Source organism: Pseudomonas sp. Van50 (genome assembly GCF_055390755.1).
In genome coordinates this window covers 6,661,596-6,680,682 of the sequence record NZ_AP024343.1, presented here as the reverse complement: position 1 = coordinate 6,680,682, position 19,087 = coordinate 6,661,596, and the positions used below count along the sequence as shown (strand labels likewise).

16 protein-coding genes and 1 pseudogene are annotated in these 19,087 nt (G+C 63.6%); 6 read left to right on the top strand and 11 right to left on the bottom strand.

Features of this window, described 5'->3' with window-relative positions:
• Nucleotides 1-96 precede the first annotated feature (96 nt).
• Nucleotides 97-1,470: a GTPase/DUF3482 domain-containing protein gene (locus tag ACZ5M5_RS29025; RefSeq protein WP_464738302.1), complete on the bottom strand. Its 1,374-nt coding sequence runs from the start codon at nt 1,468-1,470 to the stop codon at nt 97-99.
• Nucleotides 1,463-2,830, bottom strand: coding sequence for a DUF2868 domain-containing protein (locus ACZ5M5_RS29020; protein ID WP_060740171.1), 1,368 nt, complete (start codon nt 2,828-2,830; stop codon nt 1,463-1,465). The genes ACZ5M5_RS29025 and ACZ5M5_RS29020 overlap by 8 nt, the downstream gene beginning before the upstream one ends.
• Before the next feature lie 86 nt (nt 2,831-2,916).
• On the opposite strand from ACZ5M5_RS29020, the gene ACZ5M5_RS29015 reads away from it, so the two are divergent.
• A complete protein-coding gene (locus tag ACZ5M5_RS29015) occupies nt 2,917-3,429 on the top strand; it encodes a dihydrofolate reductase (protein ID WP_060743114.1) in 513 nt (170 codons plus the stop codon).
• 116 nt (nt 3,430-3,545) lie between these two features.
• On the opposite strand, the gene ACZ5M5_RS29010 is transcribed toward ACZ5M5_RS29015, so the two are convergent.
• Nucleotides 3,546-4,937, bottom strand: coding sequence for an L-cystine transporter (locus ACZ5M5_RS29010; RefSeq protein WP_060740172.1), 1,392 nt, complete (start codon nt 4,935-4,937; stop codon nt 3,546-3,548).
• A gap of 242 nt (nt 4,938-5,179) precedes the next feature.
• On the opposite strand from ACZ5M5_RS29010, the gene ACZ5M5_RS29005 reads away from it, so the two are divergent.
• Nucleotides 5,180-6,235, top strand: coding sequence for an HAD family hydrolase (locus tag ACZ5M5_RS29005; RefSeq protein WP_060740173.1), 1,056 nt, complete (start codon nt 5,180-5,182; stop codon nt 6,233-6,235).
• A gap of 187 nt (nt 6,236-6,422) precedes the next feature.
• Here ACZ5M5_RS29005 and ilvD read toward each other — a convergent pair whose 3' ends face one another.
• The 3 genes and pseudogenes from ilvD to ACZ5M5_RS28990 all read right to left on the bottom strand — a co-directional run bounded on the left by ilvD (nt 6,423) and on the right by ACZ5M5_RS28990 (nt 11,147).
• Nucleotides 6,423-8,264: a dihydroxy-acid dehydratase gene (ilvD, locus tag ACZ5M5_RS29000; protein WP_060740174.1), complete on the bottom strand. Its 1,842-nt coding sequence runs from the start codon at nt 8,262-8,264 to the stop codon at nt 6,423-6,425.
• A 268-nt stretch (nt 8,265-8,532) separates the two neighbouring features.
• Nucleotides 8,533-9,737, bottom strand: a pseudogene (locus tag ACZ5M5_RS28995) (MFS transporter).
• Nucleotides 9,738-9,950: 213 nt separating this feature from the next.
• Entirely contained in the window at nt 9,951-11,147 is a 1,197-nt protein-coding gene (locus tag ACZ5M5_RS28990; RefSeq protein WP_003206543.1) for a class I SAM-dependent rRNA methyltransferase, read from the bottom strand.
• A 191-nt stretch (nt 11,148-11,338) separates the two neighbouring features.
• Here ACZ5M5_RS28990 and ACZ5M5_RS28985 point away from each other — a divergent pair, with 191 nt between their 5' ends.
• Genes ACZ5M5_RS28985 through ACZ5M5_RS28975 form a run of 3 tightly spaced genes read left to right on the top strand, consistent with a single transcriptional unit; the run spans nt 11,339 to nt 13,373 of the window.
• Nucleotides 11,339-12,154: an HDOD domain-containing protein gene (locus tag ACZ5M5_RS28985; RefSeq protein ID WP_162491253.1), complete on the top strand. Its 816-nt coding sequence runs from the start codon at nt 11,339-11,341 to the stop codon at nt 12,152-12,154.
• 30 nt (nt 12,155-12,184) lie between these two features.
• Nucleotides 12,185-12,997: a bifunctional DNA-formamidopyrimidine glycosylase/DNA-(apurinic or apyrimidinic site) lyase gene (mutM, locus tag ACZ5M5_RS28980; RefSeq protein ID WP_060740178.1), complete on the top strand. Its 813-nt coding sequence runs from the start codon at nt 12,185-12,187 to the stop codon at nt 12,995-12,997.
• Nucleotides 12,998-13,052: 55 nt separating this feature from the next.
• Entirely contained in the window at nt 13,053-13,373 is a 321-nt protein-coding gene (locus ACZ5M5_RS28975) for a hypothetical protein (protein ID WP_060740179.1), read from the top strand.
• A 154-nt stretch (nt 13,374-13,527) separates the two neighbouring features.
• Here the strand turns inward: ACZ5M5_RS28975 and ACZ5M5_RS28970 are convergent, their stop codons facing one another.
• The 5 genes from ACZ5M5_RS28970 to ACZ5M5_RS28950 all read right to left on the bottom strand — a co-directional run bounded on the left by ACZ5M5_RS28970 (nt 13,528) and on the right by ACZ5M5_RS28950 (nt 18,255).
• Nucleotides 13,528-13,779 carry a YfhL family 4Fe-4S dicluster ferredoxin gene (locus ACZ5M5_RS28970; protein ID WP_003206534.1) on the bottom strand — a complete coding sequence of 84 codons (252 nt, stop codon included), beginning with the start codon at nt 13,777-13,779 and terminating at the stop codon, nt 13,528-13,530.
• A gap of 133 nt (nt 13,780-13,912) precedes the next feature.
• Complete coding sequence (gene coaD / locus ACZ5M5_RS28965) at nt 13,913-14,392, bottom strand: pantetheine-phosphate adenylyltransferase (protein ID WP_003177462.1); 480 nt, start codon at nt 14,390-14,392, stop codon at nt 13,913-13,915.
• Between the two features lie 115 nt (nt 14,393-14,507).
• Nucleotides 14,508-16,103, bottom strand: a complete 1,596-nt coding sequence (locus tag ACZ5M5_RS28960; protein ID WP_464738301.1) for a GMC family oxidoreductase — start codon at nt 16,101-16,103, stop codon at nt 14,508-14,510.
• A 148-nt stretch (nt 16,104-16,251) separates the two neighbouring features.
• Nucleotides 16,252-16,797 (bottom strand): hypothetical protein, encoded by a 546-nt coding sequence (locus tag ACZ5M5_RS28955; RefSeq protein ID WP_060740182.1) that lies wholly within the window; start codon nt 16,795-16,797, stop codon nt 16,252-16,254.
• A 27-nt stretch (nt 16,798-16,824) separates the two neighbouring features.
• Entirely contained in the window at nt 16,825-18,255 is a 1,431-nt protein-coding gene (locus ACZ5M5_RS28950; protein WP_464738300.1) for a coniferyl aldehyde dehydrogenase, read from the bottom strand.
• Nucleotides 18,256-18,403: 148 nt separating this feature from the next.
• Between ACZ5M5_RS28950 and ACZ5M5_RS28945 the strand changes: the two genes are divergently transcribed.
• Nucleotides 18,404-19,075, top strand: a complete 672-nt coding sequence (locus tag ACZ5M5_RS28945; protein WP_060740184.1) for a TetR/AcrR family transcriptional regulator — start codon at nt 18,404-18,406, stop codon at nt 19,073-19,075.
• Nucleotides 19,076-19,087: the final 12 nt, after the last annotated feature.

Sequence of the window (19,087 nt, the reverse complement as noted above, 5' to 3'; positions counted from 1 at the left end):
CACCGATGTGTCAGGTTTTGGGGTTGCTTCGCAACCCAGCGGGAGCAAGCTCCCTCGCCACAGGTCTTGTGTGCTTGCCAGAGGGTTTTGTGTCGCTTAGAGCTGCTCGGCCAACTGCTCGATCAGCTCCTGGCGCTCTGCCTGGCTCAACCGCGCCTGGGGATTGAGGGATGACCATTGTGGATGCGCCCGGGCCTTGTTCAGGGCGTCGGGCAACTTGCCTTCGCGCCAGGTCTTGTCCTGGGGCGTGGCGATGCGGATGCTGTCCATCGCCGCGTGGCCGCGCAGGTTGAGGGCTTGCAGCAATTGTCGTTGGCGCAGGGCCAGCAGGCGCAGCACGCCATCGTCCACCGTCAGTTCCCGTTGCCCCTTGAGCTTGCCCATCAGCCGGTTGCCGTAGCTGCGGGCGGTTTGCAGGGTGCCGCCGACAATGGCCCCGGCCAGGGCGGCGGCACCGAGGGTCAGGCCGCCCACCAGCAAGTCCACGCCAGCGCCGGCCGCCGCGCCTGCCGCGATTCCGCCGCCGACGCGTACGCCCAGTTGCTTGAGGGTCTCGGGGTTGAACAAATCATCGCCCCAGCGTCCGTCGAGCAGCGGCAGGTCGCTGGCGGCCGCGTCCTGGGGGCGGAACGCGTAGAGCTTGAGCAGGGCTTCGACGCAGCGCTGTTCGCGCTGACGCACCGCGTTGCGCAGCTCACTGATGGCCTCGCGTTCCAGCTCGGCATCACTGGCCACGCTGCGTCGGCAGGCGGCGCAGTCGATCAGCAATTCGGCGATCAAGCGCGCCGCGCTCTGCTGGCGGGCCAGGCGTTGGGCCTGTTGGTCGGCGACCAGTCGCTCCAGTTGCCCGCGGGCGCTTTCCAGCAACAACGCGAGGCTTTCATACAGGCGCCGCTCGCCGTCCTCGGGCGGGGCGACGCTGTCAAAACGCACCAGGGCGTGCAGCCCCAATCGCGCCAGGGCTTCGCGCCAGTCGGGCTCGCGATGGTGGGCGCTGCTGACGAAATTCAACACCGGCAGCAGCGGTTTGCCACAACTGGCGAGGACTTCCAATTCATCGCGGTACTTGGCCAGCACCGGCTCACGGGCATCGATCACATACAGCCCGGCGTCGCTGGCGAGCAATTGTCGCAGCACCTTGGCTTCCTGTTCGAAGCGTTGCCGCGCCTCGCTGCCCTCGAGGAAGCGAGCCAGGCGCGCCGGGCCGTCCAGGCGTTCGCCAGGGCGTTCCAGGCGCTCGAGGTAATCGAGCAGGGCGATGGCGTCTTCCAGGCCCGGCGTGTCGTACAGCTCCAGCAGTGCTTCGCCATCCACCGACAACCGTGCGCCCTCGACGTGCCGGGTGGTGCTCGGACGGTGGGACACCTCACCGAAGCCGACGTCCCGAGTCAGGGTGCGTAGCAGGGAGGTCTTGCCGACGTTGGTATGGCCGACCACGGCCAGCTTCAACGGCTTCATGGATTCAGTCATGGCCGGTCTCCAGCCAGTTCAAGGGCATGCAGTCGGCGAAGGGTAGCTGCAACTGCTGCAGCGCGTTGTGCCAGTCGCCCAGGCGTTCGGCGTCCAGGGCTTCGCCGGGCGGCGCCTGCAACAGCCAGACGCGGGTGGCGCTGGCGCTGCGGGCCAGCTCGGCGATCAGCGCCAGGCTGCCCCGGTCCGGTGAACGGCGCGGGTCACAGGCAATGGCCAGGCGTGCGGGTGGAAAGCGCGACAGTTGCTCCAGGAGTTTGTGGCGCGACTCGCGGCTGTCGAGAATGCCGGCGCTTTTCACGGTTTCGGGCAGTTTGGGCGGCCAGGGTCGATCGTCCAGTTCGATCGCCACCAGCAGCGCGCCGTCGCTGTCCATCGCGCCGACGGCACTTTCGATGGGGTGCAACTGCGCGGGTGCGGCGTCGTTGACGCCCAGGCGCTCGCTGCTGGGCATCAGCCGTTCACGCAATTGGGCGTAGCCCGGCAGGTTCAAATCCAGGTGCAATGTGGCGCGACCGCGTCGCCAGCGCCACAGGCACAGCAACGCCAGGCCCAGGCGCGGCAGCACGCCATAGACCAGCAGCACGCCGACCAGCCAGGCGGCCCAGGCCTGGCGGGCGCTCTCGATGGCCAGGGCGCCGTCGCCGCTGGCGCGGATCATCTCCACCGTCGGCACACTGAAGCCCAACAGGGCAGGCAACGCGCCGAGGCCACGGGTCATGGCGACGAAGGTCTCGCTGCCGAGGAGGGTGGTTTCCCAGACAAAGCCATAGCGCCGGGTCGCCATCAGCATCAGTAGGATGACCAGCGCGCTGAGCATCGCCAGCAACCACACGCCGTTGACCAGCGCACCGAGGGCCCAGCGGTTGAGCTTGTGCCGTTGCAGCAACAGCAGCAGGGCCGGTGCCAGTTGGGCGGCCTTGGCATCCCGGGCGAGTTTTTCGCTGAGCCACAGCCACAGGCGCCCCAGCGCTGCACCTTGCTCGCCCGCGAAGATCAGTCCCAGGACCCAACCGACGAGCAGGATCAGGTTCAGCCCCAAAAGACTGCCCAGGGCCCAGAACACATTGACCGGGGCCTGGCCGTCGCCGAGGGCGGCGAACCCGAGGCCGGCGCCGCTGATGATGGCGAGCACCGCCAGCACGATCAGCGCCAGGCGTGCCCCTTGCAGCCAATGGCGCAGGGCTTGGCTGAGGCCATCGCGCTCGGCCAGCCAGCGGGCGCGGTGGCGGATGCGGGTGCAAAGATCGCCGCCTGCCGCGCGGGCCAGGCGATTGGCTTCCTGGTCCTCGAGGGGGCCGGCGTGTTCTTCACGCAGGCGGATCGTCTCGGTCAACCAGAGGTTCTGCAGTGCTGTCACGGGGGCTTCCGTTGCTCGAATGAGGGTTGAGCATAACCGCTGTGATGCCTGTCGGGGTACGCCGGGCCTCTGGTATCCTCGCGGCCATGAACAAAACTCTCCCCTTAAGCCTGATCGCAGCCCTCGGTGAAAACCGCGTGATCGGCGTCGACAACAGCATGCCCTGGCACCTGCCGGGGGATTTCAAATACTTCAAGGCCACCACCTTGGGCAAGCCGATCATCATGGGACGCAAGACCTGGGATTCCCTCGGCCGACCGCTGCCCGGGCGCTTGAACATCGTGGTCAGTCGCCAGCCGGACCTGGTGCTGGAAGGTGCGGAAGTGTTTTCCACCCTGGAGGCCGCAGTGGCGCGGGCCGAGGCCTGGGCACTGGAGCAGGGCGTCGATGAGCTGATGTTGATCGGCGGCGCCCAGCTGTACGCCCAGGCCCTGGCGCAGGCGGATCGACTGTACCTGACCCGCGTGGCGCTGAGCCCGGAGGGGGATGCCTGGTTTCCGGAATTTGATTCGAGCCAGTGGGAATTGGTCTCGAACCAGCCGAACCCGGCGGAAGGGGACAAGCCGGCCTACAGCTTTGAGGTGTGGGAGAAGCTGTAAGCCCTGTGGGTGCAGCCTGTGGGAGCAAGGCTTGCCCGCGATGAAAGCGACGCGGTCTTCCATGGACCGAGGCGCCCGGATCGCGAGCAAGCTTTGCTCCCACAGGTGTCAGGCAGTCAAGCGTGCACCAACTCCCCATGCTCCTCGGCATCGAGCAAGGCCTTGTCAGTCTGCTGCATCACCTGGCTGGTAATCGCCCCGGCGGTGATCGAGCCACTGACGTTCAACGCCGTACGGCCCATGTCGATCAATGGCTCGACGGAAATCAGCAAGGCGACCAGCGCGACCGGCAAGCCCATGGCCGGCAGCACGATCAGCGCGGCGAACGTCGCGCCGCCACCGACCCCGGCTACCCCGGCTGAACTCAACGTCACGATCGCCACCAGCGTCGCGATCCAGACCGGATCCAGCGGGTTGATGCCCACGGTCGGTGCGACCATCACCGCGAGCATGGCCGGATAAAGGCCGGCGCAACCGTTCTGGCCGATGGTAGCGCCGAACGAGGCGCTGAAGCTGGCAATCGCCCGTGGGATGCCGAGGCGGCTGGTCTGGGCTTCGATGCTCAACGGGATGGTGGCCGCGCTGGAGCGGCTGGTGAAGGCGAAGGTCAGCACCGGCCAGATCTTGCGGAAGAAGCGCAACGGGTTGATCCCGGCCGCGGACACCAACAGGCCATGGACCACGAACATCAGGCCCAGCCCGAGGTACGACACCACGACAAAACTGCCGAGCTTGATGATGTCCTGCAGGTTGGAGCCGGCCACCACCTTGGTCATCAGCGCCAGCACACCGTACGGCGTCAGCTTCATCACCAGGCGCACCAGGCGCGTCACCCAGCTTTGCAGGGTGTCGATGGCGTTGATCACTTTCTGGCCTTTCTCCACGTCATCCTTGAGCAACTGCAACGCCGCGACACCGAGGAACGCGGCGAAGATCACCACGCTGATGATCGACGTCGGCTTGGCCCGCGCCAGGTCGGCAAAGGGGTTTTGCGGAATGAACGAAAGCAGCAGTTGCGGGATGTTCAGGTCGGCGACCTTGCCGGCGTAGTCGCTCTGGATCACTTGCAGGCGTGCCAGTTCCTGGGTGCCGGCCACCAGGCCTTCGGCGGTGAGGCCGAACAGGTTGGTCAGGCCGATGCCGATCAGCGCGGCGATGGCGGTGGTGAACAGCAGCGTGCCAATGGTCAGGAAGCTGATCTTGCCCAGGGACGAGGCGTTGTGCAGGCGTGCCACGGCGCTGAGGATCGAAGCGAAGACCAGCGGGATCACGATCATTTGCAGCAATTGCACGTAGCCGTTGCCCACCAGGTCGAACCAGCCGATCGAGGCCTTGAGGACCGGATTGCCGGCGCCATAAATCGTGTGCAGGGCGATGCCGAACACCACGCCCAGCACCAGTGCCAGCAGCACTTTCTTGGCCAGGCTCCAGGTGCTATGACGGGTTTGCGCCAGGCCGAACAGCAAGGCGAGGAATACCAGCAGATTGAGGATCAGCGGCAGATTCATCAAGAGAGCTCCATCAGACTTGTGCCAGTCGCCTGAAGCCGCGACTGCGAACCGGGGAGCCTAACAGCCTGATAACTAATGAATTAATACTAAAAAAGCATGTAGATTGTCGTTTATGGAATAAGGCAATGACGTTTACGGATACGCGGCTGGCGTGATCACGATGTAAGCGGTCGCCCACAGGCGAGGACTGTCACAAGCATTTGTTAGCGTCGGATTCTTTGAACCCGGGAGAAATGCCGATGAAACTCGCACCTCGTTTTCTCGCTGTCGCCTTGAGTCTTGGCCTCGCTGGCCAGGTGCTCGCCACCGAACTCAAGCACTGGCCGGCGGAACAGGCCAAGGCCCTGGACGCGATGATCGCGGCCAACGCCAACAAGGGTAACTACGCGGTGTTCGACATGGACAACACCAGTTACCGCTACGACCTTGAGGAATCGTTGTTGCCGTTCATGGAGAACAAGGGCCTCATCACCCGGGAAAGCCTGGACCCGTCCTTGAAGCTGATGCCGTTCAAGGACACGGCCGACCACAAGGAAAGCCTGTTCAGTTACTACTACCGCCTGTGCGAAGTGGATGACATGGTCTGCTATCCGTGGGTGGCCCAGGTGTTCTCGGGCTTTACGCTCAAGGAACTCAAGGGCTATGTCGATGAGCTGATGGCGTCCGGCAAGCCGGTGCCGACCACCTATTACGATGGCGACAAGGTGGTCCAGTACAACGTCAACCCGCCGAAAGTCTTCACCGGCCAGGCCGAGCTGTACAACAAGTTGATGGAAAACGGCATCGAGGTCTATGTCATGACCGCCGCTTCCGAAGAGCTGGTACGCATGGTCGCCGCGGACCCGAAATACGGCTACAACCTCAAGCCGCAGAACGTGATCGGCGTGACCACGTTGCTCAAGGACCGCAAGACCGGCGAACTGACCACCGCCCGCAAGCAGATCACCGCGGGCAAATATGACGAGAAGGCCAACCTCGGCCTGGAATACACGCCGTACCTGTGGACCCCGGCGACCTGGATGGCCGGCAAGCACGCGGCGATCCTGACGTACATCGACGAATGGAAAAAACCGGTGCTGGTGGCCGGTGACACGCCAAGCAGCGACGGCTACATGCTGTTCCACGATGTGGACGTAGCCAAGGGCGGGATTCACCTGTGGGTCAACCGCAAGGACAAATACATGACCCAGATTAACGGGATGATGGCCAAGCACGCCGCCGCCCAGGCCAAGGAAGGACTGCCGGTGACGGCGGACAAGAACTGGGTGATCGTCAAGCCGGAAGATATCCAGTAAGCCCCACACCCTGTGGGAGCGAGCTTGCTCGCGATGGCGTCGGATCAGTAGCATCCTTGTTGGCTGACACACCACCATCGCGAGCAAGCTCGCTCCCACATTGATTGTCGGCGTTCTCAGGATTTGCGCTCATCGCTAAAAAAATGCCCCGCACTTGGCGGGGCATTTTTATTGCGACTAACGACGCTTACAGGCCGTCAAGCATCGCCTTGTTACGCACCGCACCCTTGTCGGCGCTGGTGGCGAGCAGGGCGTAGGCCTTGAGGGCCGTGGTGACTTTGCGCGGACGCACTTCCACCGGCTTCCAGCCCTTGTTGTCCTGTTCGATGCGGCGCCCGGCCAGTTCTTCGTCGCTGATCAACAGGTTGATCGAGCGGTTCGGAATGTCGATCAGGACCTTGTCGCCATCGCGCACCAGGCCGATGGCACCGCCAGCCGCCGCTTCCGGCGAAGCGTGGCCGATGGACAGGCCCGAGGTGCCGCCGGAGAACCGGCCATCGGTCAGCAAGGCGCAGGCTTTGCCCAGGCCTTTGGACTTCAGGTAGGACGTCGGGTAGAGCATTTCCTGCATGCCCGGGCCGCCTTTCGGACCTTCGTAGCGAATGATCACGATGTCGCCGGCCTTCACTTCGTCGGCGAGGATGCCGCGTACGGCGCTGTCCTGGCTTTCGAAAATCTTCGCGTTGCCTTCGAACACATGGATCGACTCGTCGACGCCGGCGGTCTTCACCACGCAGCCATCCAGGGCGATGTTGCCGTAGAGCACGGCCAGGCCGCCCTCCTGGGAGTACGCGTGCTCGACGCTACGGATGCAGCCGTTTTCACGGTCGTCGTCCAGCGTATCCCAGCGGGTCGACTGGCTGAACGCGGTTTGCGTCGGGATGCCCGCCGGGCCGGCCTTGAAGAAGTGATGCACGGCCTCGTCGGTGGTCTGGGTGATGTCCCACTTGGCGATGGCCTCGGCCATGCTCTTGCTGTGCACGGTCGGCAGGTCGGTGTGCAACAGGCCGCCACGGGCCAGGGAACCGAGGATGCTGAAGATCCCGCCGGCACGGTGCACGTCTTCCATGTGGTACTTCTGGATGTTCGGCGCGACCTTGCACAGTTGCGGCACGTGACGGGACAGGCGGTCGATGTCGCGCAGGTCGAAATCGATCTCGGCTTCCTGGGCCGCGGCCAGCAAGTGCAGGATGGTGTTGGTGGAACCGCCCATGGCGATGTCCAGGGTCATGGCGTTTTCGAACGCCTTGAAGTTGGCGATGTTGCGCGGCAACACCGACTCGTCGTTTTCGCCGTAGTAGCGCTTGCACAGCTCGACGATGGTCCGGCCGGCCTGCAGGAACAACTGCTCGCGATCGCTGTGGGTGGCCAGGGTCGAGCCGTTGCCCGGCAGGGCCAGGCCCAGGGCTTCGGTCAGGCAGTTCATCGAGTTGGCGGTGAACATGCCGGAGCACGAACCGCAGGTCGGGCAGGCGCTGCGCTCGTACTCGGCAACCTTCTCGTCAGAGGCGCTGGAGTCGGCGGCGATCACCATGGCATCGACCAGGTCGAGGCCGTGGCTGGCGAGCTTGGTCTTGCCGGCTTCCATCGGGCCGCCGGAAACGAAGATCACCGGGATGTTCAGGCGCAGGGCGGCCATGAGCATGCCCGGGGTGATCTTGTCGCAGTTGGAAATGCACACGATGGCGTCGGCGCAGTGGGCGTTGACCATGTATTCGACGGAGTCGGCGATGATCTCGCGGCTCGGCAGCGAATACAGCATGCCGTCGTGGCCCATGGCGATGCCGTCGTCCACGGCGATGGTGTTGAATTCCTTGGCAACGCCGCCGACGCGTTCGATTTCCCGGGCAACCAGTTGGCCGAGGTCCTTGAGGTGGACGTGGCCGGGTACGAACTGGGTGAAGGAGTTGGCAATGGCGATGATCGGCTTCTTGAAGTCGTCATCCTTCATCCCCGTGGCGCGCCACAAGGCACGGGCGCCGGCCATGTTGCGGCCATGGGTGGATGTTTTCGAGCGGTAATCAGGCATGGAGCACTCCGGGCGGCTAATCAGGTACTTATCAGGTATCAATGGGGAAGTGAGCTTCTGTCGACGTCTGGAGCACCCGGGTTTGGCCGTGTGTCCGGAAGTGGCCGATGACTTTGCAGGATCGCTGCGCGCCTCGGCATGAGCTCATAAACCCGCCGGGGATGAATGGCGATGAATGCCACGATTCTACACCGCTGGCGCCAGGATGAAATGACGCAAAGCGCTGATCGGGCGCCAATGTCGTGCACGGGATGACGACTGGCAGGGTTCAGCCGGCCAACAGCCCCCTGTCACGCTGCCGGACCAAGGCATTGAGCGCCAGCCCCAGCAGGCTGAGCAAGACCAGGCACAGGGCCAGGGTGAGCTGCAAGTCCAGCGGGGTGAGGCTGATCGCGGCACTGGTCAGCCCGCCGACGATGAAGATCAGCACGCTGCCGGCGGAGGCGGATGTGCCGGCCCGTCCGGGAAATCTGTTCATGGCTTGGGTGTGGGCGGCTGCGCGGGCAATGGTCGTCCCGGTGGTGCACACGATCATGGGCAGCAACAGGGTGGTGACTGACAACCCCAGTTGATTGGCAAGCCCCAGCATCAGGAAGCCTGCGGCGAGGATCAGGGCTAGCCCGGTGATGATTTGCGTCTGTGGATCGATTCGATTGCTCAGCACGGACGCCACCGCGCCCCCGCCGATGTAGGCCAGCCCATAGCCCAGCAGCGCCAGGGAAAAAGCCTCGGGGGAGAGGCGCAACTGGTCGATCAGGACCAGCGGCGATATGACGATGAACGAAAAGTGGCAGGAAAAAGCCAGCGCCGAGGTTAACCAATAGGCCATGAAGCTGAAGTCGCCGCAGACCTTTCGATAGGATGCGATGAAATCCAGGCGCCTGGGTTGGCTGTCTGCCACAGGGCATTGAAGTAAACGACAGGCGCTGATGAATGCACCGATTGCCAGGGCAATGAACACCAGGAAGCTGCCTCGCCAGCCCATCCAGCTTTGCAGCCCGGTGCCGGCCAGGGGCGAAACGGAAATGAAAATCCCCCGCAGGTGACCAGAAAGATCCGCAGGCGCTGCTGTTCCCGGCCGGTGAACAGGTCTTGGATCAGCGCTTGGGACAGCACGAAGCAACCGCACCCCAAGGCCTGGACGACACGCAAGAACAGAAAGGCCCCGTAACCGTCGGCGAGCACGCAACCGGCGGCTCCCACGGCGGAAACGGCGATTCCGATCAACAGCAGGTTTTTCCGGCCCATGACGTCGGAGAGCGGGCCGACCAGCAGTTGGGAAAGGGCAATCCCCACCGCGAACAGGCTGACAGACAGGGCAATGTCCGCGGATGAGCGTTCGAAATGCTCGGACAGGGCGGGGAACGAGGGCAGCACGACATCGATGGGAAAGACGCCGAGCAGTGTCAGCGTCAGCAACAAGCCGACGGTGGCTGGTTTGCGGGCAGCCAGACGATTTTGCGGATCAATCATTGACGAGGTCCAAGGCGTACCTGAGGGGCGCTTTCAATCCTAATGCGTCATGCCCGCCGGGCGCGGGGAGATTGAGTAGGAAGGCTCTGGTAATTGCGTGGGAGTTCTCCTGCGGACTTATTCAGACGCGCAAAAAAATCGCAGCCGAGGCCGCGATCAGAATGCGATTCGAGTGCGCGGGGCGCAGCGCTGCGGCACTGGCCCCGCCCGGTGTCAGCTGTTGGGCAACAACCGGCAGGTGATGCTCTTGATGTAGCGGGTCTCGGCGATGGCCGGGTGTACCGGGTGGTCTGGTCCCTGGCCGCCGCGTTCGAGCAGTTGGATGTTGCGGTCCAGATGACGGGCGCTGGTCAGCAGGATGTTTTGCAGGTCGTCTTCGGGCAGGTGCATCGAGCACGACGCGCTGACCAGGATGCCGTCCTTGCTGAGCAGGCGCATGGCTTGCTCGTTGAGACGGCGATAGGCGCCTTCGCCGTTCTTCAGGTCCTTCTTGCGCTTGATGAAGGCCGGTGGGTCGGCCACGATCACGTCGAAACGTTCTTCGCTGGCCTTGAGTTCTTTCAAGGCCTCGAACACGTCGCCTTCGATGCAGGTCAGCTTCTCGGCGAAGCCGTTCAACGCGGCGTTGCGCTCGACACCGTCGAGGGCGAAGGCCGAGGCATCGACGCAGAATACTTCACTGGCGCCGAACGCCGCGGCTTGCACACCCCAGCCGCCGATGTAGCTGAACAGGTCCAGCACGCGCTTGCCCTTGGCGTACGGGGCCAGGCGGGCGCGGTTCATGCGGTGGTCGTAGAACCAGCCGGTTTTCTGGCCTTCCATGACCGGCGCTTCGAACTTCACGCCGTTCTCTTCCAGGGCCACCCATTCCGGCACCAGGCCGAACACGGTCTCGACGTAGCGGTTCAGACCCTCGGCGTCACGGGCCGCAGAGTCGTTCTTGAACAGGATGCCGCTGGGCTTGAGCACCTGGGTCAGGGCGGCGATCACGTCGTCCTTGTGGGCTTCCATGGTGGCCGAGGCGATCTGCACCACCAGGATGTCGCCGAAACGGTCGACCACCAGGCCTGGCAACAGGTCGGAGTCACCGTAGACCAGGCGATAGAACGGCTTGTCGAACAGCCGCTCGCGCAGGGACAACGCCACGTTGAGGCGATGCACCAGCAGGGACTTGTCCAGCGGCAGCTTCACGTCACGGGACAGCAGCCGGGCGCAGATCAGGTTGTTGGGGCTCATCGCAACGATGCCCAACGGCTTGCCGCCGGCGGCTTCGAGGATGGCCTGGTCGCCGGCCTTGAAGCCGTGCAGGGGCGTGGCGGCCACATCGATTTCGTTGCTGTAGACCCACAGGTGGCCGGCGCGCAGGCGACGGTCGGCGTTGGCTTTGAGGCGCAGGCTAGGCAGGGACATGACGTCGCTCCGGAAAAAAGAGCGGGAGTATACCGTGTTGCAAGGGTTGACGGGCTTGAAGGACGATCGGTGGCCCGGCGGTGTATCGGATCCATCTTTAAGGGTTAGAATCCCCGCCTGACCCGGAGTGTGTACTCATGTCCAAAGAACTTTCCGCCGAACAGATCCAACAGTCCCTGCAAGGGATCAGTGTGCCGCCCCAGCCGCAGATCATGGTGGATCTGCAGATGGAGCAGTACATGCCCGACCCGGACCTGGAGACCATCGCCAAGTTGATCTCCCAGGACCCGGGTCTCTCGGGAGCCTTGCTCAAGATCGTCAACTCGCCGTATTACGGGCTGCGCAACAAGATCACCTCGATCCAGCGCGCGGTGAACCTGCTGGGCAGCCGTTCGATCATCAACCTGATCAATGCGCAGTCGATCAAGGGCGAACTGCACGACGATGCCATCGTGACCCTGAACCGTTTCTGGGATACGGCCCAGGACGTGGCGATGACCTGCCTGACCCTGGCCAAGCGCGTCGGCCTGGAGAACGGTGACGAAGCCTATGCCTTGGGGTTGTTCCACGACTGCGGCGTGCCGTTAATGCTCAAGCAGTTCCCCAACTACATGAGTGTGCTGGAGGAGGCCTACGCCAATGCCAGCGCCGAGTGCCGGGTGGTGGACACCGAGAACCGCGTGTTCAACACCAACCATGCGGTGGTCGGTTACTACACCTCCAAATCCTGGCGCCTGCCGGATCACGTCAGCCAGGCGATCGCCAACCACCACAATGCCCTGGCGGTCTTCAGCGACGACTCTTCACGCAACAACAGCCAGTTGAAAAACCTGCTGGCGATCCTGAAGATGTCCGAGAACATCTGTGCGTCCCACCGGGTGCTCGGCAACCAGGCCGAAGACCACGAGTGGGATAGCGTCGGGAGCCTGGTGCTCGACTACATCGGTTTGTCGGAATACGACTTCCAGACCCAGAAACAGGAAATTCGCGACCTCGCCTCTCGTTGAGTGCGTGGCGTCGCCTGACGCGAGAACCTCATGCCAGAACTGCCGGAAGTCGAAACCACCCGTCGCGGCATCGCGCCCCATCTTGAAGGCCAGCGGGTCAGTCGCGTGGTGGTCCGTGACCGCCGCCTGCGCTGGCCGATCCCGGAAGATCTCGACGTGCGGCTCTCGGGCCAGCGCATCGTGCAGGTGGAGCGGCGGGCCAAGTACCTGCTGATCAATGCCGAGGTCGGCACGTTGATCAGCCATCTGGGCATGTCCGGCAACCTGCGGCTGGTGGAGGTCGGCATGCCGGCCCTCAAGCATGAGCACGTGGACATCGAGCTGGAGTCCGGCCTGGCCTTGCGCTACACCGACCCTCGTCGCTTCGGCGCGATGCTCTGGAGCCTCGACCCGCTCAATCACGAGCTGTTGATTCGCCTCGGCCCCGAGCCACTGACCGACCTGTTCGATGGCGAACGGCTGTTCCAGCTGTCGCGGGGGCGTTCCATGGCGGTCAAGCCGTTCATCATGGACAACGCGGTGGTGGTGGGCGTGGGCAATATCTACGCGACCGAGGCGCTGTTCGCCGCCGGGATCGACCCGCGTCGGGCTGCCGGAGGCATTTCCCGGGGGCGTTACCTGAAGCTGGCGATCGAGATCAAGCGCATCCTCGCCCATGCCATCGAGCGCGGCGGCACCACGTTGCGGGATTTCATCGGTGGGGACGGCCAGCCCGGCTATTTCCAGCAGGAGCTGTTCGTCTACGGCCGGGGCGGGGAATTGTGCAAGGTCTGTGGCACGGGGCTGCGGGAAATCCGCCTGGGCCAGCGCGCCAGTGTCTGGTGCCCACGCTGCCAGAGCTGATTCGTCCGACGGTCTATAGTCAGTAGTCATATTGATTTAGCCGAAGGATCGCCCGATGAAACCGCTTCGACCTGTCGTTCTAGCGCTGCTGCTGAGTGTCGGTTTGCCTGCCCTGGCAAACAGCGGCAGCGGCGACCCGCGCTACACCATCCAGAATCCGCCGGCCTTCGCCATGCTCGGTGACCTGCTGATCGCCCGCCCGCTGCTGCTCGCCGCTACGGTGATCGGGGCTGGGGCATTCGTGGTGTCGTTGCCCTTTACCGCGCTGGGCGGCGGGGTCGGCGATGCGGGGAAGGCGTTGGTGGTGGACCCTGCCAGGGCCACGTTCGTGCGGTGCCTGGGGTGTGTGGGGGAGGGTTTTGAGCGGCAGGAGTGAGGCGGGCAGCTGGAGCTTGGGTATTGCTGCTGGCCTCATCGCGAGCAAGCTCGCTCCCACAGGGATCTGCTGTGGTTACACCATTCGTGCCTGAAGCAAAGCTCCTGTGGGAGCGAGCTTGCTCGCGATGGGGCCTGTGGGGCCGCCTAAAAGCTCAAGCCTTGCCAGTAATCTTGCGATATTTCGCCATCAACTGCTCTTCAGTCTCCGGATGAGCCTCGTCCAGCGGGATGCAATCCACCGGGCAAACCTGCTGGCACTGGGGTTCGTCGTAGTGGCCGACGCACTGGGTGCACAGGTTCGGGTCGATGACGTAGATCTCCTCGCCTTGGGAAATGGCCTCGTTCGGGCATTCGGGTTCGCAGACGTCGCAATTGATGCAGTCGTCGGTGATGATCAGGGACATGCAGGCTCCTGCCGGGGCGTTGGGCCCGGGCATCTGAAAACGTATGGGCGCAATTGTGCCGCATTGGCGAGCGCAGTGCACGCGGGCGCGATGGACTGCGTTGCGCTGCGAGGTGGCTCGCAGCGCCTGCCGGTCATTTCTTGAAGCGCAGGGTCAGCGCATCGGCCACGGCCGGGTGGACAAACTTGGTGATATCACCGCCCAACGCCGCAATTTCCCGGACCAGGGTCGAGGAAATGAAGGAGTAGCGCTCCGACGGCGTCAGGAACAGGCTCTCGACGTCCGGTGCCAATTGGCGGTTCATGTTGGCCAGTTGGAACTCGTACTCGAAGTCCGAGACCGCACGCAGGCCGCGCAGGAACACATTGGCGTTCTTTTCCTTGGCGAAGTGGGCCAACAGCGTCGAGAAGCCGACCACTTCCACGTTGGGCAGGTGCTTGGTGACCTCGCGGGCCAGCTCCACACGTTGCTCCAGCGGGAACAGCGGGTTCTTCTTCGGGCTGGCGGCGACGGCAATGATCACGTGGTCGAACAGGCGCGCGGCGCGTTCGACCAGATCGCCATGGCCCTTGGTAATAGGGTCGAAGGTACCTGGGTACAACACTCGGTTCATCGCGTCGTCCTGGCGGGAGTCCGTTGGGGAGTCGGATGGTATCGCAGCCTTCTCGGTCGGCCAAGTCGGCTGTTGGATAAGAAAGCACTATAGACGCTGCGAATAATCCGGATATTCATGGGTTTTTCAGGCGTTCGGCCAGGGCTGTCGCCAATTGTGCGGTCAGCCCGTACACCGATAATTGCGGGTTGGCGCCGATGCTGGTGGGGAACAGCGAGCCGTCATGGATCGACAGGTTGCCCAGTTGGTGATGGCGACCCAGGCTGTCGGTGACGGCGGTTTTCGGGTCTTCACCCATGGCGCAGCCACCCATCACGTGGGCACTGCCCAGGCGCGTGCGGTACAAGGCCAGGTCGAGTCCGTCGATCAGCGTGCGGGCCTCGGCCAGGGTCTTCACGTAGCGGGCGTCGTTGTGCAGGGGCATGACCGCCTTGGCGCCGCCGGCGAACTGTATTTCGGCCATGCTGTGGAAGGCCCGGCGCAAGCCGTCCCAGGTATACGGCGAAACGGGGTAGTCGAGCACCGGCGTGCCGTCGCTGCGCAACTCGACGCGGCCGCCGGGGCTGTCCGGGTGAAAACCGTCGCGCAGCAGCGCCAGCATGGCGTGAGTGTGAGGCAGCCGGGACATGTGCAAGGCGTTCTCGGGGCCGAACCCGCCCAACAGCGTGGCGGCGAGCGCCGGGTGCAAGGGCGGGACTTCGAGCTTGTAGGACATCTTGCCGGTGGTTCCGTCCTGCCATTGGAAGTGATCCGAATAAATCGATTGTGGCGCACCGTAGAACGGGTTGATGACCTCGTCGAATTGCCCGGCGGACATGTTCACCAAGTGCAGGAAGGTGCGTTTGCCCACACGTTCGTGCGGGTCTGGCGCAGCGGAGCGCAACAGCAGGCCGGGGCTGTTGATGCCGCCGCCCGCCAGCACGTAGTGCCGTGCCTTGACGGTGATGCGCCGCCCGGTGGGCGCCACGCAGCGCTCGTCCATGGCCTGGCACTCGAGGCCGGCAACGGCATCGTTCTTGATCGTCAGGCGTTCGGCCCGCGCCAGGTAAAGCAGCGCGCCACCCTTGTCCAGGGTGGCCGGGATGGTGGTGACCAGCATCGACTGCTTGGCGTTGGTTGGGCAGCCCATGCCGCAATAGCCCAGGTTCCAGCAGCCGCGCACGTTACGCGGGATGACGTGCCAGGCGTAGCCCAATTGTTCACAGCCTTTGCGGATCACGTCGTTGTTGGCGTTGGGCGGAACCAGCCACGGCGCCACGCCCAGGCGTTGTTCCATCTGCGCAAACCAGGGCGCCATTTCGGCGCGGCCGTGGCCCTTGACGTTGTGCTCGGCGGCCCAGTGATCGAGGGTCTGGTCGGGCGTGCGGAAGCTGGAGGTCCAATTGATCAGCGTCGTGCCACCGACGGCCCGGCCCTGGAGGATGGTGATGGCGCCGTCCTTGCTCATGCGCCCGAGGCCTTCCTGGTACAGGCTGCTGTAGGCCTGGTCTTCGAGCAGCTTGAAGTCATGGCTGGTCTTGAGCGGCCCTTCCTCGATCAGCAACACCCGGTAGCCGGCAGCACTGAGGATTTCCGCCGTGGTGCCGCCACCGGCACCGCTGCCGATGATTGCCACGTCGGCTTCCAGGGTCAGGTCCTCGGTCAACTGCGCGCCGTTGTAGGTGGTCCAGCCACGGGCCAGGCCTTCGCGAAAGGGATCGGGTACGGGCATGTTCTGGGCTCTCTTATTGTTTTGAGGTAGCGATAGACCCCTTGTGGGAGCGAGCTTGCTCGCGATAGCGGTTTATCAGTCAATCGATAGGTGGCTGATGTGACGCTATCGCGAGCAAGCCCGCTCCCACAGGGGTTGGTTCTGGTTTTCAAACCGTTGGCGGCCCCGGATACCCGCAATGCGCCCAGGCTTCGGATTGGGTGTACCAGGCCATCATCACCAATTGCAGCAACGAGCAGTGACCTTGCTGTAGCAGATCCAGCGAACTGTTTTCCCACCGCGCGAGGAACTGGCGGATGTCATCGGCGCTGGCGTTTTCCCACGCCCCCCAGACCCCGGTCAGTGGCCCGCGGGTAACGCCCAGCGTGAGCACATCGAACAGCTGGTGCAGGAGCTTGAGCATGGCGGGGGACAAGTGGGCCAGGCTTCTGTCGAGGCTGCCCAGGGTCGCGTCAATGGCGGCAGGGATCTGCCCGACGGCCACTGCGCCGTCCAGCATCACAGGGATGACGGCGCGTAAAAACGCCAGGTCGCTGTCGCGCAGGGCCGTCAGACCGGCGGCCGGTTGGCTTGGCGAGCAGCCGCTCAGGCTGGCGCCCAGCCCGACGGTGGCCAGGAAGGCGCTGGCGCCGAGGCTGAATTTCAGCAGGCCGCGCCGTGACAGCGCGGGGGTATCGGTGAGGCTGGCGTTCATGATTGTGATTACCCGGGCAGACACGCGTCAGCGGACAAACAGCTTCTGAATCAGTTTCTGCAAGGGTTTGCCGTAGGGCGGATAAATCAGCTTCGCCGCGTTGAATCGCTGTTTGGTCAGCACGCCCTTGGCTTTGCTGAAGGTCAGGAAGCCCTCATGCCCGTGGTAATGCCCCATTCCCGAGGGCCCGATGCCGCCGAACGGCATGTCATCCTGGGCGACATGCAACAGCGTGTCGTTCAGGCAGACGCCGCCGGAATGGGTTTCGTGGAGCACGCGATGCTGTTCGGCCTTGTTGTAGCCGAAGTAGTAGAGCGCCAGCGGGCGGGGTCGCTGATTGATGTAGGCAAACGCCTGGTCCAGATGGTCATAGGGCACGATGGGCAACAGTGGGCCGAAGATCTCGTCTTGCATGACGGTCATCTCATCGTTGACGTTGAGCAGCAGGCTGTGGGCCATGCGGCGACCCTGGCCTTGCTCGAACAGCTCGATCAGCAACGCGCCCTTGCCGGTGGCGTCGCTGATGTAGCCATTGAGCCGCGCCAGTTGTCGTTCGTTGATGATGGCGGTGTAGTCCGGGTTGTTCGCCAGGGTCGGATAAAACCCGCGAACCGTCTCGCGATACGCTTCGACGAATTCACCGACGCGGTTCTGCGGCACCAGCACATAGTCCGGGGCGACACAGGTTTGCCCGGCATTCAGGGTTTTGCCGAAGGCAATGCGTTCGGCGGCGTCCTTGATGGGTACATCGACCGACACGATGGCCGGCGATTTCCCACCCAGCTCCAGGGTGACCGGAGTCAGGTTTTCGGCAGCGGCCCGCATGACATGCTTGCCGATGCTGGTGGCGCCGGTGAACAACAGGTGATCGAAGGGCAACTTGGAAAACGCCATGCCGACCTCCGCCTCGCCGAGCACCACGCACACCAGGTCCTGGGGGAAGACCCGGGCGAGCAGTTGCTTGAGCAGCAAGCCGGTCGCCGGTGTCGATTCGCTCAGCTTGAGCATCACCCGGTTGCCCGCCGCCAACGCCCCGACCAACGGCCCGATGGCCAGGAACAGCGGGTAGTTCCACGGCACGATGACCCCGACCACGCCCAACGGCTGATAGATCACTTTGGCTGAGGCCGGTTGAAAGGCCATGCCCACCTTGCGTCGGGAGGGTTTCATCCAGCCCTGGAGGTGTCGGCTGGCGTAATGGATGCCATGCAGGCTCGGCATCAGCTCGGCCAACAGTGTCTCGTCGGCGCTGCGGTGGCTGAAATCCTGGCTGATGGCGTCGATCAAGGCTTGCCGTTCGTTGCTCAATACCTCGCGCAGTGCCGTGAGCCATTGTCGGCGCTGTTCGGCCGGTGGCATCGGATGGGCGGCGTAGGCCTGGCGCTGGGCATCGAAGAGCGACCGCAGCTCGTCCAGTTGTTGTTGAGACTCGTGCAGGTAGGCAACGTCGGCAGGCATCGTCAGGCACCGGATATTATTAGAGTGGGTGTTTTCTAGAGCTTATACTCTAGAAAGTCAATGGCATCCGCAACGGCTGTGGGTTTTTCCTGTGACCGATAGGTCGTAAGATGCCGATCAATGCCTTCGTCGAATTAAAGCCCAAACCATGGCCCCACGAATGAAAACCAGCGAGCGCATCGTGCAAAACAGCCTCGAGCTGTTCAACCAACAGGGTGAGCGCAGCGTCAGCACCAATCACATCGCCGCCCACATGGACATGTCCCCGGGCAACCTCTATTACCACTTCCCCAACAAGCAGGCGATCATCGCCGTGCTGTTCAGTGAATACGAGAACCTGGTGGACAGCTTCCTGCGTCCGCCCCAGGGCCGGGCGGCCACGGTGGATGACAAGCGCTTCTACCTGCAGGAGCTGCTGGCGGCCATGTGGCGCTATCGCTTCCTGCATCGGGACCTGGAGCATCTGCTCGACAGCGATCCGGACCTTGCGGCCCGCTATCGTCGGTTTTCCCAGCGCTGCCTGATCCACGGCACCGCGATCTACGAGGGTTTCGTTGCCGCCGGCATCCTGAAGATGGACCGGGTGCAGATCGAGTCCCTGACCCTCAACGCCTGGATCATTCTCACGTCCTGGGTGCGGTTCCTGTGCACCACGCGGGAAAATTTCAGTCACCTGAGTGAGCAGGCCATCAAGCGCGGCGTCTATCAGGTGCTGGTGCTGGAAGCCGGTTTCGTGACCGATCAGGCCCGCGAAGCGGTGGATGCACTGTTCAAGGAATATTACGTCCCCCTGGCCCAGACCCTGGAGGAAGGGCAGTAGGATCGATCCCCG

Bases quoted from the DNA above. Each gene is read 5' to 3' on its own strand.
- coaD (WP_003177462.1), bottom strand. From the start codon at position 14,392: ATGAACCGAGTGTTGTACCCAGGTACCTTCGACCCTATTACCAAGGGC.
- ACZ5M5_RS28960 (WP_464738301.1), bottom strand. From the start codon at position 16,103: ATGCCCGTACCCGATCCCTTTCGCGAAGGCCTGGCCCGTGGCTGGACC.
- ACZ5M5_RS29025 (WP_464738302.1), bottom strand. From the start codon at position 1,470: ATGACTGAATCCATGAAGCCGTTGAAGCTGGCCGTGGTCGGCCATACC.
- ilvD (WP_060740174.1), bottom strand. From the start codon at position 8,264: ATGCCTGATTACCGCTCGAAAACATCCACCCATGGCCGCAACATGGCC.
- ACZ5M5_RS29005 (WP_060740173.1), top strand. From the start codon at position 5,180: ATGAAACTCGCACCTCGTTTTCTCGCTGTCGCCTTGAGTCTTGGCCTC.
- ACZ5M5_RS28970 (WP_003206534.1), bottom strand. From the start codon at position 13,779: ATGTCCCTGATCATCACCGACGACTGCATCAATTGCGACGTCTGCGAA.
- ACZ5M5_RS29015 (WP_060743114.1), top strand. From the start codon at position 2,917: ATGAACAAAACTCTCCCCTTAAGCCTGATCGCAGCCCTCGGTGAAAAC.
- ACZ5M5_RS28955 (WP_060740182.1), bottom strand. From the start codon at position 16,797: ATGAACGCCAGCCTCACCGATACCCCCGCGCTGTCACGGCGCGGCCTG.
- ACZ5M5_RS28950 (WP_464738300.1), bottom strand. From the start codon at position 18,255: ATGCCTGCCGACGTTGCCTACCTGCACGAGTCTCAACAACAACTGGAC.
- ACZ5M5_RS28990 (WP_003206543.1), bottom strand. From the start codon at position 11,147: ATGTCCCTGCCTAGCCTGCGCCTCAAAGCCAACGCCGACCGTCGCCTG.
- ACZ5M5_RS28975 (WP_060740179.1), top strand. From the start codon at position 13,053: ATGAAACCGCTTCGACCTGTCGTTCTAGCGCTGCTGCTGAGTGTCGGT.
- ACZ5M5_RS28945 (WP_060740184.1), top strand. From the start codon at position 18,404: ATGGCCCCACGAATGAAAACCAGCGAGCGCATCGTGCAAAACAGCCTC.
- mutM (WP_060740178.1), top strand. From the start codon at position 12,185: ATGCCAGAACTGCCGGAAGTCGAAACCACCCGTCGCGGCATCGCGCCC.
- ACZ5M5_RS29010 (WP_060740172.1), bottom strand. From the start codon at position 4,937: ATGAATCTGCCGCTGATCCTCAATCTGCTGGTATTCCTCGCCTTGCTG.